15 protein-coding genes and 1 pseudogene are annotated in these 20,834 nt (G+C 74.8%); 10 read left to right on the top strand and 6 right to left on the bottom strand.

What is annotated here, in order from left to right; translation table 11 throughout:
- Positions 1-3,072, top strand: a pseudogene (locus ABTY40_RS30295) (hypothetical protein); the annotation flags it as partial.
- A gap of 115 nt (positions 3,073-3,187) precedes the next feature.
- Here the strand turns inward: ABTY40_RS30295 and ABTY40_RS30290 are convergent.
- Complete coding sequence (locus tag ABTY40_RS30290) at positions 3,188-3,607, bottom strand: hypothetical protein (RefSeq protein WP_352062442.1); 420 nt, start codon at positions 3,605-3,607, stop codon at positions 3,188-3,190.
- A gap of 420 nt (positions 3,608-4,027) precedes the next feature.
- Here ABTY40_RS30290 and ABTY40_RS30285 point away from each other — a divergent pair, with 420 nt between their 5' ends.
- Genes ABTY40_RS30285 through ABTY40_RS30270 form a run of 4 tightly spaced genes read left to right on the top strand, consistent with a single transcriptional unit; the run spans position 4,028 to position 8,352 of the window.
- Positions 4,028-6,886 (top strand): sensor histidine kinase, encoded by a 2,859-nt coding sequence (locus tag ABTY40_RS30285; RefSeq protein WP_352062441.1) that lies wholly within the window; start codon positions 4,028-4,030, stop codon positions 6,884-6,886.
- Positions 6,883-7,326, top strand: coding sequence for a roadblock/LC7 domain-containing protein (locus ABTY40_RS30280; protein ID WP_345281993.1), 444 nt, complete (start codon positions 6,883-6,885; stop codon positions 7,324-7,326). The genes ABTY40_RS30285 and ABTY40_RS30280 overlap by 4 nt, the downstream gene beginning before the upstream one ends.
- An 11-nt stretch (positions 7,327-7,337) precedes the next feature.
- Positions 7,338-7,763, top strand: coding sequence for a DUF742 domain-containing protein (locus ABTY40_RS30275; protein ID WP_352062440.1), 426 nt, complete (start codon positions 7,338-7,340; stop codon positions 7,761-7,763).
- Positions 7,744-8,352 carry a GTP-binding protein gene (locus tag ABTY40_RS30270; protein WP_352062439.1) on the top strand — a complete coding sequence of 203 codons (609 nt, stop codon included), beginning with the start codon at positions 7,744-7,746 and terminating at the stop codon, positions 8,350-8,352. Before ABTY40_RS30275 ends, ABTY40_RS30270 begins: the two co-directional genes overlap by 20 nt.
- A 78-nt stretch (positions 8,353-8,430) precedes the next feature.
- Here the strand turns inward: ABTY40_RS30270 and ABTY40_RS30265 are convergent, their stop codons facing one another.
- Positions 8,431-9,249: a M15 family metallopeptidase gene (locus tag ABTY40_RS30265; protein ID WP_352062438.1), complete on the bottom strand. Its 819-nt coding sequence runs from the start codon at positions 9,247-9,249 to the stop codon at positions 8,431-8,433.
- Between ABTY40_RS30265 and ABTY40_RS30260 the strand changes: the two genes are divergently transcribed.
- Positions 9,248-9,814 (top strand): NUDIX domain-containing protein, encoded by a 567-nt coding sequence (locus ABTY40_RS30260; RefSeq protein WP_352062437.1) that lies wholly within the window; start codon positions 9,248-9,250, stop codon positions 9,812-9,814. The two genes, ABTY40_RS30265 and ABTY40_RS30260, sit on opposite strands and share 2 nt — an antisense overlap.
- On the opposite strand, the gene ABTY40_RS30255 is transcribed toward ABTY40_RS30260, so the two are convergent.
- On the bottom strand, positions 9,799-12,162 hold the full coding sequence (locus ABTY40_RS30255; RefSeq protein WP_352062436.1) for a glycoside hydrolase family 31 protein: 2,364 nt from the start codon (positions 12,160-12,162) through the stop codon (positions 9,799-9,801). The two genes, ABTY40_RS30260 and ABTY40_RS30255, sit on opposite strands and share 16 nt — an antisense overlap.
- A 214-nt stretch (positions 12,163-12,376) precedes the next feature.
- Between ABTY40_RS30255 and ABTY40_RS30250 the strand changes: the two genes are divergently transcribed.
- Positions 12,377-14,350: an acetoacetate--CoA ligase gene (locus ABTY40_RS30250; protein WP_352062435.1), complete on the top strand. Its 1,974-nt coding sequence runs from the start codon at positions 12,377-12,379 to the stop codon at positions 14,348-14,350.
- Between the two features lie 41 nt (positions 14,351-14,391).
- Here the strand turns inward: ABTY40_RS30250 and ABTY40_RS30245 are convergent, their stop codons facing one another.
- The gene (locus ABTY40_RS30245; protein WP_352062434.1) at positions 14,392-15,711 is read right to left on the bottom strand and encodes an aminotransferase class I/II-fold pyridoxal phosphate-dependent enzyme; all 1,320 of its coding nucleotides are present in this window, start codon (positions 15,709-15,711) and stop codon (positions 14,392-14,394) included.
- A gap of 48 nt (positions 15,712-15,759) precedes the next feature.
- Here ABTY40_RS30245 and ABTY40_RS30240 point away from each other — a divergent pair, with 48 nt between their 5' ends.
- A complete protein-coding gene (locus ABTY40_RS30240; RefSeq protein ID WP_352062433.1) occupies positions 15,760-17,055 on the top strand; it encodes an MFS transporter in 1,296 nt (431 codons plus the stop codon).
- Between the two features lie 42 nt (positions 17,056-17,097).
- Positions 17,098-18,036 (top strand): DUF8829 domain-containing protein, encoded by a 939-nt coding sequence (locus ABTY40_RS30235; RefSeq protein ID WP_352062432.1) that lies wholly within the window; start codon positions 17,098-17,100, stop codon positions 18,034-18,036.
- Between the two features lie 87 nt (positions 18,037-18,123).
- Here ABTY40_RS30235 and ptsP read toward each other — a convergent pair whose 3' ends face one another.
- Both ptsP and ABTY40_RS30225 read right to left on the bottom strand, forming a co-directional pair.
- Positions 18,124-19,794, bottom strand: a complete 1,671-nt coding sequence (ptsP, locus tag ABTY40_RS30230) for a phosphoenolpyruvate--protein phosphotransferase (protein ID WP_352062431.1) — start codon at positions 19,792-19,794, stop codon at positions 18,124-18,126.
- A gap of 82 nt (positions 19,795-19,876) precedes the next feature.
- On the bottom strand, positions 19,877-20,326 hold the full coding sequence (locus ABTY40_RS30225) for a PTS sugar transporter subunit IIA (protein ID WP_345281971.1): 450 nt from the start codon (positions 20,324-20,326) through the stop codon (positions 19,877-19,879).
- Between the two features lie 313 nt (positions 20,327-20,639).
- Here ABTY40_RS30225 and ABTY40_RS30220 point away from each other — a divergent pair.
- Positions 20,640-20,834 (top strand): hypothetical protein (locus ABTY40_RS30220; RefSeq protein ID WP_352062430.1); only part of this gene is annotated, 195 nt, incomplete at its 3' end.

Below are 20,834 nucleotides of genomic sequence, written 5' to 3'. Positions count from 1 at the left end.
GCCGCCCGCGCGGCGGACGCCGCCGACGCCGCGGGCCACGCGTACGACGCCGAGCGCCGGGCCGCCGAGGCCCTCGCCTCCGAGGAGCGCCTCACCGAACTCCTCGGCCTGCCCGCCGACCGCGCCGCGCTGCCCGGCCAGCGCGCGGCCACCGCGGCCCCGGCCGGCGACACCACGGAGGCCTCCGGCGCCCCCCGGGGCGCGGCCGGCCACGCCTCCCCGGCCGACGCCACCGGCCGGGGCCCGGCCCAGGACCCCGACGCGGCCACCGCCCGCGGCCAGGTCCCCGGCGCCGCCCTCGGGCTCGTCGCCGGACCGCACGGCCCGCTCACCGTCACCGAGTTCGACCGGTACGCCGACGAGCTGCGCGCCCTGCTCGACCGGGCCGTCGCCACCGCCGAGCGCCAGCTGTTCGAACTGCGGACCGCCGCAGCCGACGACTCCCGCATCCTCGGCGCCCTCGGCGACGGAGGTCTCCTGCCGCCCGGCCCCGACGTCCTCGCGACCGTCGAGTACCTGGGCGAACACGGCATCCCCGCCCTGCCCGGCTGGCGCTACCTCGCCCAGGCCGTCGACCCCGCCGACCACGCGCGCGTGCTCGCGGCCCGCCCCGAGCTCGTCGACGGCGTGGTGATCACCGACCCCGTCTCGTACGGACGCGCCCGCGAGGTCCTCTCCGCCGCCGCCCTGCTGCCCCGGTCCGCCGTCGCGGTCGGCACCGCCGCCGCCCTGCTCGCCCCCGTACCCGCCCGGGACGCGGACGGGGACGACACCGGGGTGTTCCTCGTCCCGCCGAACCCGGCCATGCACGACGAGCACGCGGCCGACGAGGAGCGGCACGCCCTGCGGGCCCGCGCCGCCGCCCGCGACGAGGAGATCCGCGCCCTCGCCGCCCGCCTCGCCGGCGACCGTGCCCTCGCGGCCCGCATCGGGGCCTGGCGTGCCGACTGCCCGCCCGGCATGCTCGCCGAACTCGCCGCCGCGGCCACCACCGCCCGCGAGACGGCCGAGGCCGCCGCCGCGACCCTCGCCGAGGCCCGTACGGTACGGGCGGAGGCCGAGGAGGCCGCCGCCGACGCCGCCCAGGTCCGCGACGAGCGGCAGGAGGCCGCCCAGCGGGCCCGCCGCGCCGCCGACGCCCTCGCCGGACTCGCCTTCCGGCTCCGCGAGCGGTCCGCCTGGCAGGCCAAGCTCCGCGAACTCGCCGACGACGCCGCCGAGGCCGAGGCCCGTGCCCAGACCTGCCTGGAGCGTGCCCGCGCCGCCGACGAGGACCGCCGCGCCGCCCAGCGCGCCGCCGACGACGCCCACCGCACCGCCCGCGCCCTGCGGGCCGAACGCGCCGAGATCGCCGGTGCCCCCGAGAACCTTCCGGAGGAGGACGCCGACGCGCCCCGCGTCGCGCTCCCCACCCTCCGCGAGGCCTACCGGGCCGCCTCCCGGCTGTACGAGAAGGTCGGCGTCGGCGCCGACCTCCGCGCCGAGCAGGCCCGCGCCGAGAGCGACGAGTCCGCCGCGCTCGCCGAGCTCGACCGGCTCACCAACAAGGTCCGCACCCGCGCCGAACAGCTCCTGGAATCCACCGACGGCGCCGACGGCCCGTCCCGGCAGGCCGCCGCGGCCCGCGCCGAATCCCTGGTGCAGATGCTGGAGTCGCGTGCCTCCGAGGCGAGCGAGAAGCTGGGCCGCCTGCGCGGTGAGGCCGAGCGGCTCGCCCCCGAGGACGGCGAGGCGCACACCGAGCTGCCCGCGGAACTGGTGCCCGCCGACGCCGAGCAGGCCCAGGCCCTGCTCCGTACGGCCACCGCCGAACTCGCCTCCCGCACCGAGGCACTGGAAGCGGCCCGCGCCGCGCACGCCGGCCTGCTGCGCGACCACCGGGTCGCCGAGGACGCGGCCGGCGGCTTCGACGAGACCGCCGCCCTGCTGCGGGACCTCCTGCGCGACCACACGGACGAGGAGGGCGAGGAGCCCGGACCGTACCCCGGCAGCCTGGAGGAGGCCCGTACCGCCGCCGCCGAGGCCCGCCGCGCGCTGCGCACCCGCACCGCGGAACTCTCCGCGGCCGACGCGGCCGTCCGCGAGGCCGGCGACATCCTCGTCCGGCACGCCAACTCCACCCGCTACGAGCAGGTCCGCACCCCCGCCCGCCAGCAGATCCGCGAACTGCCCGCCTCGGCGCTTCCCGAGCACGCCGCCAAGTGGGCCGAGGCCTTCGCGCCCCGCCTCCGTGTCCTCACCGACGAGCTGGAGCAGCTGGAGCGCAACCGCGACTCGATCGTGGACCGGCTGCGCGGACTCGTGGAGTCCTCCCTCGCCACCCTCCGCTCCGCGCAGCGGCTCTCCCGGCTCCCCGAGGGGCTCGGCGAGTGGTCCGGGCAGGAGTTCCTCCGCATCCGCTTCGAGGAGCCCGACCAGGCCACGCTCACCGAGCGGCTCGGGGAGGTCGTCGACGAGGCGACCCGCGCCGCCGTCCGGAAGAACTCCGACCTGCGCAGGGACGGCATGTCCCTGCTGCTCCGCGGGGTGCAGGCGGCCCTCGAACCCCGCGGCGTCTCGGTCGAGATCCTCAAGCCGGACGCCGTGCTCCGCGCCGAGCGGGTCCCGGTGGGACAGATGGGCGACGTGTTCTCGGGTGGCCAGCTGCTCACCGCGGCCATTGCCCTCTACTGCACGATGGCGGCGCTCCGCTCCAACGACCGGGGCCGCGACAAGCACCGGCACGCGGGCACGCTGTTCCTCGACAACCCCATCGGCCGCGCCAACGCCACCTACCTGCTGGAACTCCAGCGGGCGGTGTCGGACGCGCTCGGCGTCCAGCTGCTCTACACGACGGGCCTGTTCGACACGACGGCGCTCGCCGAGTTCCCGCTGGTGATCCGGCTGCGCAACGACGCCGACCTGCGGGCCGGCCTGAAGTACATCAGCGTGGAGGAGCACCTGCGGCCCGGTCTGCCGCAGCCCGCGCCGGAGGGCGAGACGATCCACGGCGAGATCACGGCGACGCGGATGTTCCGCCGCCACGAGGCCGGCGAACCGGCCGGGGCGGCCGCCGCGCCCCCGGCCCGGTAGGAGCCCCGTCACGGCGGACGGGACCGGAGGGCACGGCGTACGGGAGTGGCCCGGCCCCCGACGAGGGGGCCGGGCCACTTCCGTACGCGTTCGTGTGCGGGCGGGCCCGGGACGGTCAGGCCGCCTCGGACAGTGTCCTCGGCACGCGCGCGGAGGAGGTCTCGGCGGTCACCCCGACGGTGCCGTCCTCCGCCGTCCCCTCGGTCTCCGTCTGCCGCTCCCGGCGCGGCGGCCACGCCGTGCTGCTCGGTTCCGAGAGCACCCCGTGGCGCTGGCGCCACACCTGGCGGGTGATCCAGATGTCGAGAACGCTCCAGGTCGCCACCACCGTCGAGGCGATCGCGGTGACGCTCATGGGGAAGGCGAGCCAGGCGCCCGCGAGCGTGCAGAGGAAGGCGATGACCGCCTGTATGAGCGTCACCGACACGATCAGCACGGCCCGGACGGCGGCGTCGCGCACCGGGTCGGGGAGCCTGCGCCGGCCCCGCTCGTCCTCCACCCACAGCTGCCGCGCCGACCGCGCTTCGTGTTCCATGGTTCCGTCACTCCCCACCGCCGGACGTCTTCAGGTCGGCTGCCCGTTGTGAGCGGCTTTACACGGACAGGCGCCTCCCCGCTCTGCATGACGCTTCTGACGGGGAAAAGGTTTCGCCTGTCCGGAAGACGAACCACCGGAACAAACAATTCCAGCCATCTCCGCAGCTCGGGCAAAAGGCATACCCTTCCGTGTCCTCTGCCACAGTGGCCGATCCCAACTCCCCGAATACCCGGACATCTCATGATCAACGATCACTCGACAGGCTGAAAATCGCCCGGACATGCCTTCGAGATGGCTCTGATGCAGTAGTAGGCTCGCGCCGCCGTTTGTTGAAATCGAAGGTTGACGCCGCGTGTTGACGGCGACGTCACACGTGGAGGGCCCCCGTGGCGCACGGGGGTCGAGCTGGGGGAGGCCATGCGCTTTCGCGGGAAGTCCATCCGCCGGAAGATCGTGGCGTTGCTCCTCGTCCCCCTCGTCTCCCTGACCGGCCTGTGGGGATTCTCCACGGTGCTCACCGGGCGCGAGGCCGACCAGCTCCTCGACGTCGGCTACATCGTCGACAAGGTCGGCTACCCCCTGGAGGACACCGCCCGGGTCATCCAGCTGGAGCGCCGCCAGTCCCTCGTCTACCTCGCCGACCCGCGCGGTTCCGAGGCCCTCGGCACCCTCCGCGAGGCCCGCCGGGCCACCGACCGGCAGATCGCCCGGATCCGCGCCAACGCCGCCGAACCCGGCGTCCGCGACGAGATGCGGCCCGTCACCACCCAGCGCCTCAACTCCCTCCTCGAAGCGCTCGACGGCCTCACCTCGCTGCGCCGCTCCGTCGAGAACCGCAGCATCGGCCGCATGCAGGCGCTCGACTTCTACAACCGCCTCGTCGACCCCTGCTACAGCTTCCTCGTCACCCTCCACGCCCTGGAGAACGTGGAGATGGACAAGCAGGGCCGCGCCCTCGTCGGCATCACCCGCGCCCGCGAACTCCTCTCCCGCGAGGACGCCCTGGTCCTCTCCGCCCTCGTCGCCGACCGGATCACCGCCCAGGAGATCCGCGCGATATCGGACCTCGTCGCCAACCGCGAGCAGTTCTACGAGGTCAACCTCGAACTGCTCCCCGCCGCCGAGCGCGCCCGGTTCGAGAAGTTCTGGCGCAGCCCCGGGACCGCGGCGCTGCGCACCGCCGAGAACGCCCTCATCGAAGCCGGCCCCACCGACAGTCCCCGCGCCGTCACCGCCGCCTACTGGCAGGACGAGGCCAGCCCCGTCCTCGACGCCCTCGCCCGGGAGAACACCGCCGCCGGCGACCGCTACCAGGACCGCGTCCAGCCCGCCGCCTACAGCGTCCTGCTGAAGGCCGGCGCCGCCGGCGTCCTCGGCTTCCTCGCCCTCCTCGCCTCCCTGGTCATCTCCGTCCGCATCGGCCGCGACCTCATCCGCGACCTGCGCCGCCTCCAGAAGGAGGCCCAGGAGGTCTCCGGCGTCCGGCTGCCCAGCGTGATGCGCCGTCTCGCCGCCGGCGAACACGTCGACGTCGAGACCGAGGTGCCCCACCTGGGGTGCGGGGAGGACGAGGTCGGCCAGGTCGGCCAGGCCCTCCACACCCTCCAGCGCGCCGCCGTCGAGGCCGCCGTCAAGCAGGCCGACATGCGCCGCGGCGTCTCCGAGGTGTTCGTCAACCTGGCCCGCCGCAACCAGGTCCTCCTCCACCGCCAGCTCACCCTGCTCGACACGATGGAGCGGCGCACCGAGGACACCGAGGAACTCGCCGACCTCTTCCGCCTCGACCACCTCACCACCCGCATGCGCCGGCACGCCGAGGGCCTCGTCATCCTCTCCGGCGCGGCCCCCTCCCGCCAGTGGCGCAAGCCCGTCCAGCTCATGGACGTGGTACGGGCCGCGGTCGCCGAGGTCGAGGACTACGAGCGCATCGAGGTCCGGCGCCTGCCGCGCCTCGGCGTCGGCGGCCCGGCCGTCGCCGACCTCACCCATCTCATCGCCGAACTCCTCGAGAACGCCACCGTGTTCTCGCCCCCGCACACCGCCGTGCAGGTGCTCGGCGAGCGCGTCGCCAACGGCTTCACCCTGGAGATCCACGACCGAGGCCTCGGCATGACCCCCGAGGCCCTGCTCGACGCCAACCTCCGCCTCGCCGAGACCCCCGAGTTCGAGCTCTCCGACACCGACCGCCTCGGCCTTTTCGTCGTCAGCCGGCTCGCCCAGCGGCAGAACGTCCGCGTCTCGCTCCAGCCCTCCCCGTACGGCGGCACCACCGCGGTCGTGTTCATCCCCGCCGCGCTGCTCACCGACGCCCCCGAGACGCAAGGCGCCGGTTTCCGCCTGGACCGGACGCACCTGGACCGCGCCGCCGCCGACCGCGCGTCCGCCGACCGTACGTCCGGTGACCGCGGCGCGGCCGACCGCACCGGCCAGGACCACGCCACCACCGGCCCGACCCGGCCGGGCGAGCCCGGCGACGACGGCCGCCTGCCCACCCGCAGGCCCGCCCTCGCCCGGGTCCCCGACGTGACCGGCACGCCCGGCGCCCTCGACGGGCCGGTCGAGCTCGAACCGCCGCTCGGCGACGAGGACTTCGACACGCTCCTCGACCGCTCCGCCGACCTCCTGGACTCCGACAGCGAGCGCGGGGGCCTCTTCCGGCCCCGCGACCGCCGCCGCGGCGGCCTGGCCTCCGCCGGCGAACAGCACCAGCAGGCCGCCGACACCCCGGCCGACGGCTCCGGGCGCCCCGACCGCCCGGGCCGGGACGGGACGGAGGACGACACCGCTCCCACGCCGCACGGCCCCCGCCCGCTGCCCCGCCGCCGCCCGCCGACACTCGTCGTGGACCACGGACGCCGCCTGGACGAGGGCGGCCGCGCCCACCCGGCCCCCGGCCGCCCCGGCGCCGACGCCCCCCGGAACCGCGACCACGGCGCGGGCGCCCGCGACGACCGGCCCGTGCCGCCGCACGGCACCGGTCCCACCCTCGTCCCCGTACCCCCGGAGCCGTCCGACACCTTCGGCGGCCTGCCGCGCCGCGTCCGCCAGGCCAGCCTGGCGCCCCAGCTCCGCGACCACGACCGCACGGACGCCGGGACGGGCAGGGGCACGGGCCGCGCCGCGGCCGGCGGGCCCGACTCCTTCGAGCGCGACGCCGACGAGGTACGCGCCCGCATGGCCGCCATGCAGCGCGGCTGGCAGCGCGGGCGACGGCGGAACGCCGAACCGGACGACACGACAGCACCAGGAACGACACCGGAGGAGGACGGTCGATGACCGCACCGAACGCCGCAGCACCCAACACCACCCACGGACGCGGGAACGGCGAGCTGAACTGGCTCCTCGACGAACTCGTCCAGCGCGTCGGGTCCATCCGCAAGGCCCTGGTGCTGTCGAGCGACGGACTGCCCACCGGCGCCTCCCAGGAGCTGACCCGGGAGGACGGCGAGCACCTGGCCGCCGTCGCCTCCGGATTCCACAGCCTCGCCAAGGGCGTGGGCCGCCACTTCGACGCGGGCCGGGTCCGCCAGACCGTGGTCGAGCTGGAGGACGCCTTCCTGTTCGTCACGGCCGCCGGTGACGGCAGCTGCCTGGCCGTCCTCGCCGACGCCGACTCAGACGTCGGCCAGGTCGCCTACGAGATGACCCTCATGGTCAAGCGGGTCGGCGCCCACCTCACCACGGCGCCCCGGGCCGGCCTGCCCACCGGAGGGTGAGTGGCCGGACCATGAGCGACGCAGCCGAACCCACCCCGGACGGCGCCGGGCAGCCCCCCGTCCGCCAGCACTGGTTCGACGACGAGGCGGGCCCGGTGGTCCGCCCGTACGCGATGACCCGGGGCCGGACGAGCGCCGCCTCCCGCCACCGGCTCGACCTCATCGCGCTGGTGGTCCCCGAGCCCGCGGCCGACGACCCCGGCCGGGACCGGACGCTCTCTCCCGAGCACGTGGAGATCGTCGAACGCTGCTGGGAGCAGCCCCAGTCGATCGCCGAGCTCGCCGCCGGACTCGACCTCCCCGTAGGGGTGGTCCGGGTCCTCGTCGGCGACCTCGTCGAGGACGAACTCGTCCATGTGACCCGCCCCGTTCCGCCGGCCGAGCTGCCGGACGTGAGCATTCTCCGCGAGGTGATCAATGGCCTTCGGGCGCTCTAGCCGCAAGAAGACCCCCGTCGAGCCGATGACCCTGAAGATCCTGGTCGCCGGCGGGTTCGGGGTCGGCAAGACGACGCTGGTCGGCGCCGTCAGCGAGATCAGGCCGCTGCGCACCGAGGAGATCCTGAGCGAGGCCGGACGGCCCGTGGACGACCTGGACGGCGTCGAGACGAAGACGACCACCACGGTCGCCATGGACTTCGGGCGGATCACCCTGCGCGAGGACCTCGTCCTGTACCTGTTCGGCACCCCGGGACAGGACCGTTTCTGGTTCCTCTGGGACGAACTCGCGCAGGGTGCGCTCGGCGCGGTCGTCCTCGCGGACACCCGCCGCCTGGAGGACAGCTTCGCGGCGATCGACTACTTCGAGCGGCGAGGCATCCCGTTCACCGTGGCCGTCAACTGCTTCGAGGGGGCCCGGCGCTACCCGCCCGAGTCCGTGCGGGGAGCGCTCGACCTGGACCCCGAGGTGGAGCTCCTGATGTGCGACGCCCGCGACCGCGAGTCCGTGAAGGAGGTCCTGGTGGCCGTGGTCCGGAACGCCATGACCCTCGCCGCCCGCACCCACCCGGCCCCCGTCACCTCCTGACACCGCCCCGTCGCCCCCGTTCCGCTTCCGGCGCGCCGCCGGAAGCGGGCCCCGGGGGAGGAGCCGGTGCCGGGGACCTCAGCGCCCTGCCACCGACCGCCGGGCCACCGGGAAGTCGAAGTACGTCGACGGGTACGGCTCCGGCCCGAAGGTGAAGTGCCACCACTCCTCGGGCAGGTTCACGAACCCCTGCTCGGCCAGGACGCCCTTCAGCAGCTGCCGGTGGGCCCGCTGCTCACCCGTGGCCCGCGGATCGTCGGTGTGCGAGCGGGTGTCGAAGCAGTCGTACCCGGTCCCCATGTCCACCGAGTTGTCCGGGAACCGCTCCGCCCGCGGGGCGAAGCACTCCACGAGCGGCTCGCCCGGGACGTAACGGCGGGTCGGCGCCGCCGGCAGCCGTACCAGCGTCAGGTCGACCGTCGACCCCCGGCTGTGCCCCGACCTCTCCGCGATGTAACCGTCCGCGAACAGGCGCGACTTCTCGACCAACGGGTAGAACTCGCCCTTCATCCGCTCGTCGCCGAGGTCCTTCGCCCAGCGCACGAAGTGGTCGACGGCCCGCTGCGGCCGGTAGCAGTCGTACACCTTCAGCGAGTACCCCCGGGCCAGCAGCCGCAACTGCGCGCGGTGCAGGGCCCCGGCGGCCTGGCGGGTCAGGATGCACACCGGCTGCCGGTAGCCGTCGACCGGCTCGCCCACGAAGTTGTGCGCCGTCGTGTACCTCATCTCCTGCAGGATCGTCCGGTCCACCGCGTCGAGCGCCACGAACCCGGGCGGTGCCTTCGGCTCCGGAACGGCCGCCGCCGGGGGAGCGGAGACGGCGGCCCCGGTCAGGGCGAGGAGCACGGCCGAGGCCGTGACGGCGAGGGTTCGGAGTGCGCGAGCCGGTCGAGTCATGCCCACCGTCTATCAGTTCCGGCGGCGCCGGGAAAGGGTGATCGCGTACGGTCGGCCCGTGAACGACACCGGGACCACCTTCTGTTCCGCCTGCGGCGCCGCCCACCCGGCCGGCGCCGGATGGCCGCGCACCTGCCGCTCCTGCGGCCGCACCGCCTACCGCAATCCGCTGCCCGTCGCCGTGGCCCTGCTCCCCGTACGCGACGGAGGGGGCCGTGGCCTCGTCACCCTCACCCGTGGCATCGAACCCCGGCGCGGCGGCATCGCCCTGCCCGGCGGCTTCATCGAACACGGCGAGGACTGGCGCGCCGCCGTCGTCCGTGAACTCCGCGAGGAGACCGGCATCGAGGCCTCCGCCGGCGACGTCCGGCTCGCCGACGCCCTCGTCTCCGGCGACCACCTCCTCCTCTTCGGCCTCCTGCCCGCCCTGGACGCTCTCCCGCCCTTCACCCCGAACGCCGAGACGACCGCCCTCCACGTGCTGCGCGCGCCCCGGACCCTCGCCTTCCCCCTTCACACCGAGGCGGCACGGAAGTGGTTCGCCGGGGCCTACGGCTCCTGCTGACCACACCCCCGTACCCGCACCGGCAGTCCCGCCTCCTCCACCCCGGCGTCCGTCACCCGCTCCACCACCACCCGGCCGTCCACCCGGCGCGACCGGTACCGCTCGATCTCCGCCGGCTCCCAGCCGTCACCGGTGTCCCGCACCACGAGCCCCCCGCCGGTCCGCCCCACGGCGGGCGCCCACACCTCCAGCGCGAGCCGTCCGTCCTCACCGCGCACCGGGATCACCGCCCCCGCCCGCGCCAGGACCGGCACCCGCGCCAGGGGGGCCTCCACCAGCACCTGCCCCGGCCCCTCGTACGCGCGGCCCGTCGCCGTGTCGTACCAGCGCCCGCGCGGCAGCCGTACCGCCCGCCGGTCGGCGCCCCGGTGCAGCACCGGCGCGACCAGCAGCGCGTCCCCGAGCAGGAACGCGTCCTCGCAGTCCCGCAGCGCCCGGTCCTCCGGCGTCCCCCACCACACCGGCCGCGCGTACGGCGCCCCCGTCATCCGCGCCAGCCGGGCCAGCGTCCCGAAGTACGGGCGCAGCCGCTCCCGCTCGGCCAGCGCCGCCCGCGCGTGCTCCAGCACCTCCGGGGCGAACTCCCACGGCTCGCCCCGCCCCGGGCCACCCGCCGCCCCCGTGAGGAACAGCGGCAGCCACGCCCCCAGCTGGAGCCGGCGCAGGTACAGCTCCGGCGACGGGCTCCCGCCGGAGCCGCCCGGGTCCGGGCCCGTATACGGCACCCCGCACAGCCCGAGCCCCAGCACCGGCCCGAGCGCGGCCCGCAGCCCCGGCCACCCCGCCGCCACCTCCCCGGACCACGTGCCGCCGTACCGCTGCGCACCCGCCCAGCCCGACCGGGAGAGGAGGAACGGCCGCTCCCCGGGACGCACCCGGCGCCATCCCTCGTAGCCGGCCCGGGCCATCGCGAGCCCGTACACGTTGTGCGCCTCGCGGTGGTCACCGCCCCGGCCCTCCAGGGAATGCCGGGCCGACCGGGGCAGCGTCCTGTCCCCGAACGGGCCCAGGACCACCGGCTCGTTCCCGGTGAGGGCCACCCCGGCGAAGCCCCGGCGCAGCCGCTCCTCGTACAGCCCGCCCCACCACCGGCGCGCCTGCGGATCCGTGAAGTCCGGATAGGCGCGGTCGCCCGTCCCCGCCACCCCGTGGACCTCCTCACCCCGTGCGTCCCGCACGAACACCCCCGCGGCCCGCCCCTGCTCGTAGCGCGCGCGCCCCGGCTCGGCCCGCACCGCCGGCTCCACGACCGACACCAGCCGCACCCCCCGCTCGCGCAGTTCCTCCGCGAGCCCCGGCGGTCCGGGCGTCCCCTCCCGGCCCCCCCGGGCCGCCCGGTGTCCGTCGTCGAAACCACCGTCCAGGTGCACCGCCGACAGGGGCAGCCCCCGCTCCAGATACCCGTCCACCACCCGGCGCACCTCGTCCGCCCCGCCGGCCCCCGGGCCCACGTGCTGCGGTCCGAGCGCCCACGACGGCGGCAGCGCGGGCGCCCCCGTCAGCGCGGCCCAGCCGTGCAGGACCCGAGCGGGCGTGCCGACCACCACCCAGCAGCGCAGCGGCCCGCCCTCCATCCGTACCTCGGCGGTCCCCGGCCGGTCGTGGCCCGAACCGGCCCCCTCCTCGCCCTCGGCGAGCGTGACCCGCCCGTCCCAGGAGTTGTCGTGGAACACCAGATGCGTCCCCGCGTCCGAGACGACGAACTGCACCGGCATCGTGAGCGACGGGGGAGCGTCCCCGGGCCCGGAGCTGCCGCCCGGACCGGTGTTCCACAGCCGGTACGAGCCGTCCCGCAGCCGCGGCCCGTCCGCCCGTCCCCCCAGGCCGAAGAACCGGGCGTCCGCCGGCACCTCGCTGCGCTGCGCCCACCGCGCGGGCCCGCCCGCCACCGGCTCCCACCAGCGCGGTGGCAGATCCCGCCGCAGCACCACCCCGCCCGGTGTGCGGACCTCCACGGCCCCGTGCCGCGAGACCGCCACCGTCACCCGCTCCGACACGATCCGCCACCCGCCGTCCGTGTCCGGTTCCAGCGCCGCCCGCGGATCGGGCTCCGGCGCCTCGCCCGCCAGCGCGTACGAGGGCAGCGGCTCGGCCCCGTCCCACCCCCAGAACACCGTGCCGCCCGCCGACACGGTGATGCGCAGCGCGGACCGCGCGAACCGCAGGACACCCCCGCCCGGCAGCGCCTCCGCCGCCACCAGCGGGCCCGGCACCCGTGCCCGCTCCGGCCCCCCGGCCGGCAGCCCCCGCGCGTCCGACCGGCGCAGCCGCCACGCCGCCCGTACCGCCCGCAGGCCCCGCACCGAGCCCAACACCTTCACCGAACGCAGCAGTTCACGACCGTCCATGACGATCACCCTGCCACCCGCCAGGGGCGCGGCGAGCTCCGTTCAACCGCCGTTCACCCGTGGTGGGAGCACATGTTCAACTCCCGGACCATGGGTGACCGGCCCTGGTGCGAAAGAGGTTCACATGGCATCGTCCTGTCAGCCGCGTCACGCGCACACCCCAGCACGTGCGCGGGACACACGCCGACCCCGCGTACAGCCAGGGAGCCACCCCATGACATCCGCAGCGCCGACCGAGCCGCTCTGGCAGCCGGACGAGGACCGCATCGCCTCGGCCGCCGTGACCCGCTTCCAGGCCTGGGCCGCCGAACATCACGGCGCGCCCGCCGAGGGCGGCTACCCCGCGCTCCACCGCTGGTCCGTCGAGGAGCTCGACACCTTCTGGCGGGCCGTCGCCGAGTGGTTCGACGTCCGCTTCTCCTCCCCGTACGCGCGCGTCCTCGGCGACCGCTCGATGCCCGGCGCGGACTGGTTCCCCGGCGCCACCCTCAACTACGCCGAGCACGCCCTGCGCGCCGCCGACGACCGCCCCCACGACACGGCCCTCCTCCATGTGGACGAGACCCACGAGCCCGCCTCGGTCACCTGGGCCGAGCTCCGCCGCCAGGTCGGCTCCCTCGCCGCGGAACTCCGCGCCCTCGGCGTACGCCCCGGCGACCGCGTCAGCGGCTACCTGCCCAACGTCCCGCAGGCGGTCGTCGCCCTCCTCGCCACCGCCGCCGTCGGCGGCGTCTGGACCTCCTGCGCCCCCGACTTCGGCGCCCGCTCCGTCCTCGACCGCTTCCAGCAGGTCGAACCGGTCGTCCTCTTCACCGTCGACGGCTACCGCTACGGCGGCAAGGAGCACGACCGCCGCGCCACCGTCGCCGAACTCCGCGCGGAGCTCCCCACCCTCCGCGCCGTCGTCCACATCCCGCTCCTGGGCACCGGGACCCCGGACGGCGCCCTCCTCTGGGACGACCTCGTCGCTGGCGACGCCGAGCCGGTCTTCGAGCAGGTCCCGTTCTCCCACCCGCTGTGGGTCCTGTACTCCTCCGGCACCACCGGCCTGCCCAAGGCGATCGTCCAGTCCCAGGGCGGCATCCTCGTCGAGCACCTCAAGCAGCTCGGCCTGCACTGCGACCTCGGCCCCGGGGACGTGTTCTTCTGGTACACGTCCACCGGCTGGATGATGTGGAACTTCCTCGTCTCCGGCCTCCTGACGGGCACCACCGTCGTCCTCTACGACGGCAGCCCCGGCTTCCCCGACACCGCCGCCCAGTGGCGCGTCGCCGAACGCACCCGCGCCACCCTGTACGGCACCTCGGCCGCGTACGTCATGGCCTGCGCGAAGGCGGGCGTCCACCCGGGCCGCGACTTCGACCTCTCCGCCGTGAAGTGCGTCGCCACGACCGGCTCCCCGCTGCCGCCCGACGGCTTCCGCTGGCTGCACGACGAGGTCCGCGAGGACCTGTGGATCGCCTCCGTCAGCGGCGGCACCGACGTCTGCTCCTGTTTCGCCGGCGCCGTCCCCACCCTTCCCGTGCACATCGGCGAACTCCAGGCCGCGGGCCTCGGCACCGATCTCCAGGCCTGGGACCCCTCCGGCAAGCCGGTCGTCGGCGAGGTCGGCGAACTGGTCGTCACCAACCCCATGCCGTCCATGCCGATCCACTTCTGGAACGACCCCGACGGCAGCCGCTACCGCGAGAGCTACTTCGAGATGTTCCCCGGCGTCTGGCGGCACGGCGACTGGATCACGATCAGCGACCACGGCTCCGTCGTCATCCACGGCCGCTCCGACTCCACCCTCAACCGCCAGGGCGTCCGGATGGGCAGCGCCGACATCTACGAGGCCGTGGAGCGCCTCCCGGAGATCCGCGAGTCCCTGGTCATCGGCCTGGAGGAGCCCGACGGCGGCTACTGGATGCCCCTCTTCGTGCACCTCGCGGAGGGCGCGACCCTCGACCGGGACCTGATCGACCGGATCAAGCGGACCATCCGCGCGGAACTCTCCCCGCGCCACGTCCCCGACGAGATCATCGAGGTCCCGGGCGTCCCGCACACGCTCACCGGCAAGCGCATCGAGGTCCCGGTCAAACGCCTCCTCCAGGGCACGCCGCTCGACAAGGCCGTCAACCCGGGCTCGGTCGACAACCTCGACCTGCTCCGCTTCTACGCCTCCCTGGCGGAAGCCCGCCGCGCCTGACCCGTCCGGGACCGGCACCCGCCCGGGTGCCGGTCCTCCGGTCATCCGCCGTACGTGGCCTGCGCGTCGCCCAGTACGTCGGCGAAGTCGGCCGCGAGCCGCCGGGCGTCCTCAGGCCGCAGTGTCGCCGCCGTGATCCGCACCGCGGGCGGGGCCGCGATCCGGAAGCGCGCGCCCGCGGCCACCCACCAGCCGTGCGTGCGCAGCCCGTTCACCACCGCGGACTCGTCGCGCACCGGCACCCACACGTGGAGGCCGCTCGCCCCGACCGCCCGGATCCGGTACGCGCCCAGGGCGTCGATCAGGGCCGTCCGCCGCTCCGCGTACGCCGCCTCCCCGGCCGCGACCAGCTCGGCCACCGACGGGTCGGTGAACAGCCCGGCCACCGTCCGCTGCAGCAGGTGACTGACCCAGCCGGAGGTCATGAGCATCCGGCCGTCGTGCCGGGCGAGCGTCACCGGATCACAGGCCACCCCGGCCCACCGCAGGTCGATCCCGAGGTGTTTGGAGACGGTCCTGACCTGCGCCCAGCGCTCGAGACCGCCCGCCGCCAGGGTGTACGCCGCCGCGCCGCCCACCTCCGCGTTGTGGTCGTCCTCCACGACGAGCACCTCGGGGAACTCCCGCACCACCGCCACCAGCGCGTCCCGCCGGTCGCGGGTGAAGAACGCTCCCGTGGGGCACTGACCGCGCGGACTGCACACCACCGCGCGCGCCCCGGCGCGCAGGGCCGTCCGCAGTGACTCCGGGACCATCCCCTCCCCGTCCACCGTCACCGGCACGATCCGCAGCCCCAGCGCGGGCACCAGATCCAGCAGGTGGTGGAAGCCGGGGTCTTCCACGGCCACCGCGTCGCCGGGCCGCAGCTCCGTGGAGAGGAGCCGCGCGATGCAGTCCAGCGCCCCGTGCGCGAAGGTCACGTGCTCCGCGGGCACCCCGTCCCGGACGAACCAGTCACGGGTCAGCGCCTCCAACTCCGCGAGACGCGGGGCCGCGCGGTGCGAGCCCTGGACCGGCGGGAACTCCGCCGGCGGGCGCAGCACCGGCAGGAACGCCGGATCGGGATGGCCGCCGGCCAGGTCCACCAGCCCCTCGGGGACGCGCGGTGGGCGCCGGGAGGCCACGGACGGCACCTCGGCCACCACCGTCCCGCCCCTGCCCCGGGTGACGACGAGCCCGCGCTGCCGCAGTTCCTTGTACGCCGTGGCGACCGTGCCCGGACTGACCCCGAGCGCGTCCGCGAGCCGCCGTACCGGTGGGAGCGCGTCACCGGGGCGGAGCCCGCCCTCGGCGACGCCCCGCTCGACGGACGCGGCAATCCCCTTGGCCGTGGTCCCCTGGATCGAATATTGTGCTGCCACGTAGCCAACTATGTATCAATACAAAGAAATACGCAAGGGGGACCCCACGTGAGCCGCTCGACCCGCCCCGCCCGAACACCTCTCAAGGACCGCATCCCGGGCGGCCCCGACGGGCGCCGCCTTCTCGTCATCGGCTTCATCGACAAGTGCGGCACCGGCCTCTGGGCCACCGCCATGGCCCTCTACTTCACGTACGTCACCGGTCTCGGCCTCGGAGAGGTCGGCCTCCTCGTCGCCCTGTCCGGCGCGGCCGGCATCGCCGGCGCCCCGCTCGGCGGCCGCCTCGCCGACCGCTTCCCCCTCGTGCACGTCCTCATCGGCACCCAACTCCTGCGCGCCGCCGCCCTCCTGGCCCTCCTCACCACCGACGCCTACGCCCTCCTCGTCGTCTACTCCGCGATCGGCGCCCTCCCCGACCGCGCCACCAACGTCCTCACCAAGCTCTACGCCGCCCGGATCGCGGGCCCCGACCGCGCCCGCTACCAGGCCATCAACCGCACCACCTCCAACATCGGCTGGACCGTCGGCGGCCTCGGCGCCGCGGCCGCGCTCGCCGTCGGCACCACCACGGCCTACCAGCTCCTCCTCGCCGGCAACGTCCTCTCCTACCTGCTGATGGCCGCCCTCACCCTCCGCTGCGCCGAACCGCCCGCCCCCGCCCGCACCGTGGCGACCGGCACCCCCGCCACCGACGGCCCCCCCGCCCCCACGCCCCGCCGCTCCAACCCGTGGCGCGACCGCGCCTTCCTGGGCTTCACCGCCGGGGACGCCGTCTTCTTCCTCCACGACTCGATCCTCCAGGTCGGCCTGCCCCTCTGGATCGTCCACGCCACCGACGCCCCCGCGGGCCTCGCCCCCCTCCTGCTCGTCGTCAACAGCGTCCTCGTCGTCCTCTTCCAGGTCCCCCTCTCCCGCTTCGGCGCCACCCCCGCGTCCGCCCGCCGGCTCTACCGCCCGCTCGCCGCCCTCTTCGCCACCGGCACCACCGCCGTCTGCGTCTCCGGCCTCGGCGGACCGGCCACCGCCGTCACCGCCCTCGTCGTCGCGGCCGTCGCCCTCACCTTCGCCGAGATGCTCCACACCCTCGCCTCCTGGGAACTCTCCGTCGCCCTCGCCCCGGACGACGCCCAGGGCGCCTACCTCGGCGTCCACGGACTCGCCCAGTCCACCCAGCGCTTCGGCGGCCCCCTCCTCGTCACCGGACTCGTCTCCGCCGGCCCCTATGCCTGGCCCCTCCTCGGTGCCGTCCTCGTCGCCACCACCGTCACCCAGCGCCGCCTCATCGGCCGCCGGCTCCCAGAATCGTCACTGTCAGTGGCGAAGGTTACGGTGAGTGATCACTGATCGGAGCGGACCGACCGGTCCGCGAACCAGGGGGGAACAGCCATGCCTCGCAGCCACACCGACACCGCCCGCACCCCGCACACCGCCGCGGCCGACCGCCGCCTCCGCCGCGCCCTGCGCCGCGAGATGCCCAGCACCGTCGGACTCCTCGCCGACGCACGGGACTTCGCCGCCATGCGCCGCTACCGCACCTTCGCCTTCGACGACCACACCGCTTACCTCCAGCAGATCGAGGCCCTCCTCAAAACCCTCGCCGCCCAGGGCGGACACACCACCGTCACCCTCTTCGACCCCGAGGAGTACGCGGCCTGGTGCACCGCCACCGGAACCGACCCCGACCACCCCGCCAGCCGCAGCCGCTTCACCGCCCACGTCGCCGTCACCGGCGCCCGCCTCACCTACACCGGCCAACCCCTCTCCACCCTCCTGCCCGAACTCGTCGACACCGCCGTCCGCCACGCCACCTGGGAGTACGCCACCACCGTCCTCGCCACGGCGGGGGACTGCGCCGCCTGCGGCACGGACATCGGCAGGGCCGCCTTCGACCGCGCCACCCACCTCCTCGCCCGCCTCCTGGAGGCCACCGGCCCCGGCACCCACCACCTGGTGTGCAGCGTCCCCGCGGGCAGCGACCACCTCCTCGCCGTGCTCCACACCCGCACCGACGAGGACGGCACCGCCCACCACGACCTCACCGCCGCGACCGAGTTCACCGCGGTACTCGCCGCCGGCATCGCCCTCGCCGCCCCCGGCGGCCTCGTCCTGCGCACCTCCGCACCGGGCGCCCGCGACCGCCTCCACGGCTGGCGCCTGAAGGACGCCACCCTCGCCCCGCTCACCGAGGCCGAGGTCTTCGCCGCCTACTGCACCGACGCCCGCACCGGCGAGCCGGTCGCCCCCGAACCGGACGTCGACCACCGCGCCGGCTTCCCGCTCCCGACCGACCCCTACGACGACTGCGCCGCCCACCACCGGCCCTGACGCGGGGAGCCCCGCCGGAAACGCCGGAGGGGCTCCCCGCCACCAGGTGACGGGAAGCCCCTCCGGAGAACCGGTGCCGGCCGGCGATCACTCGCCGGACAGCACCGCCTGCGCCGCGCGCCGCGCCTCTTCGGCGGTGTCCGCGGCCCGCGCCGCGGCCGCCGCCCGCTCGCACTGCGCCAGCGTGTAGGTGGCCAGCGTCGCCCGCACGTACGGGATCGACGCGGCACCCATGGACAGGGAGGTGACCCCCAGACCCGTCAGCACACAGGCGAGCAGCGGATCCGACGCCGCCTCGCCGCACACACCACAGCTCTTGCCCTCGGCCTTGGCCGCCTCCGCGGAGAGCGCCACCAGGTCGAGCAGCGCCGGCTGCCACGGGTCCTGCAGCCGGGACACCGCTCCGACCTGCCGGTCCGCGGCGAAGGTGTACTGCGCCAGGTCGTTGGTGCCCAGCGACAGGAACTCGACCTCCTGGAGGATCGAGCGCGCCCGCAGCGCCGCCGACGGGATCTCGACCATGGCGCCGAACTTCGCCCGCAGCCCCGCCTCACGGCAGGCGTCCGCGAAGGCCCTGGCGTCCGTGCGGTCGGCGACCATCGGCGCCATGACCTCCAGGTACACCGGCAGGCCCTCGGCCGCCTTCGCCAGCGCGGTCAGCTGCGTCCGCAGCACCTCCGGGTGGTCGAGCAGCGTCCGCAGACCCCGCACGCCGAGCGCCGGGTTCGGCTCGTCCGCGGGCGTCAGGAAGTCGAGCGGCTTGTCCGCCCCGGCGTCCAGCACCCGCACGACCACCCGGCCCTCGGGGAACGCCTCCAGCACCTTGCGGTAGGCCTCGATCTGCTTCTCCTCGGACGGCGCCTTCCGGCTGTCGTCGAGGAAGAGGAACTCGGTACGGAACAGACCGACGCCCTCGGCACCGGCCTCCACCGCCGCCGGCACGTCTCCCGGACCGCCGACGTTGGCCAGGAGCGGCACCTTGTGCCCGTCCGAGGTGGCACCCGGACCGCTGGACGCGGCCAGCGCGGCCTTGCGCTCGGCGGCGGCCCTGGTCAGCTCGGCCTTCTTCTCCTCGCTCGGCTCCACGAAGATCTCGCCGGTGGAACCGTCGACGGCGATCATCGTGCCCTCGGCCAGCTCCCCCGCACCGGGCAGCGCCACCACGGCCGGCACGCCCAGGGCCCGCGCGAGGATCGCGCTGTGGCTGGTCGGCCCGCCCTCCTCGGTCACGAAACCGAGCACCAGCGCCGGGTCGAGCAGCGCCGTGTCCGCGGGCGCCAGGTCCCGCGCGATGAGGACGTACGGCTCGTCGCTGTCCGGCACGCCGGGCATCGGCACGCCGAGCAGCCGCGCGACGATCCGGTTCCGTACGTCGTCCAGGTCCGCGACCCGGCCGGCCATGTACTCACCGGCGCCCGCGAGCAGCTCGCGGTAGTGCGAGAAGGCGTCGTAGATACCGCGCTCGGCCGTGCTGCCGACCGCGATCCGCCGGTCGACGTCGGCGATGAGCTCCGGGTCCTGGGCGATCATCGCCTGGGCCTCCAGCACCGCCTGGGCCTCACCGCCTGCCAGGTTGCCCCGTGCGATGAGGTCCGCGGCGACGGCCTCCACCGCCTGGCGGGCGCGCCCCTGTTCGCGCTCCGCCTCGTCGGCCGGAATCTGCTTGGCCGGCGGTTCGAGGACCGCCGTGCCCATGTGCCGGACCTCGCCGATCGCCACTCCGTGGCTGACGCCGACGCCTCGCAGCGTTGTCTCCATCTCACCCGTCTCCGATAGTGCGGCGGCCCGGGCCGCCGTGTTGAATGTCGAACTCCTGGCCGTCCCGAGGGACGGGTCCGGCTCAGCTCCAGTGGAAGAGCTGGTCGCCGGCCTTCACCTCGCCGTCCTCCTGGACGGCGGAGAGGGAGTCCGCGGTGGCCTCGAGGGCCACGACGGGGCAGATGGGGGACTTGCCGGCGGCCTCGACCTCGGCCGGGTTCCAGCGCACGACGGCCTGCCCCCGCTTGACGGTGTCGCCCTTGTTCACGAGCAGCTCGAAACCCTGTCCGTTGAGCTGCACGGTGTCGATCCCGAGGTGCGTGAGGACGCCGTGGCCCTCACCGTCGACGACGACGAAGGCGTGGGGGTGCATGGAGACGATGACCCCGTCGACGGGGGAGACCGCCTCGGAGGGCTCGCGCACGGGGTCGATGGCGGTGCCGGGCCCGACCATCGCACCGGAGAAGACCGGGTCGGGAACTGCGGCGAGACCGATGGCGCGTCCAGCGAGTGGCGACGTCACGGTTGACATGGGAAGCCTCCCAGGGGCGGAGATGGTGTGGCGCCGTCACTACCTGTCCTGGACGGCGTACTGTCCTGCAGCGTATGTCATGGGAAGTCCTAGTTCCGCACGAGACGTACCAGTTGGCGGACCTACGGACTACCCGAAACGATTTGCCTCTACTGACGGTGGGATGTACTGTCGTACTCCTGCCTGACCCCAGCGCGGCCTTGAGCCGTGGGTCGGCAGCACCCATCAAGCTCAGATCCTAACCCCAGTGGTCTACACCTCTGCGTGCGTCAGCTCGCCGGGGGGTGGTCAAGGGGCCGGAGAAAGCCTGGTAATGTTTGACCCCGCCGAGGAAACGGAAAGCGCGAAAGCGAATTCCATTCCCGGCAGCCCGCTCCAGCGGGTGGCAGAGAAGGAAATCGGATCTGCTAAGCTGGAAACGAAGGAAGCGCCCGGAGGGCCTGGAAACAGGAACGAAGGAAGCGTCCGCACCTTGAGAACTCAACAGCGTGCCAAAAATCAACGCCAG

It is taken from the genome of Streptomyces sp. NPDC126503 (assembly GCF_040302405.1).
Taxonomy (GTDB): domain Bacteria; phylum Actinomycetota; class Actinomycetes; order Streptomycetales; family Streptomycetaceae; genus Streptomyces; species Streptomyces gulbargensis.
Note: the sequence above shows the minus strand (reverse complement) of the source record. Positions and strands in the feature narration are given on the sequence as shown.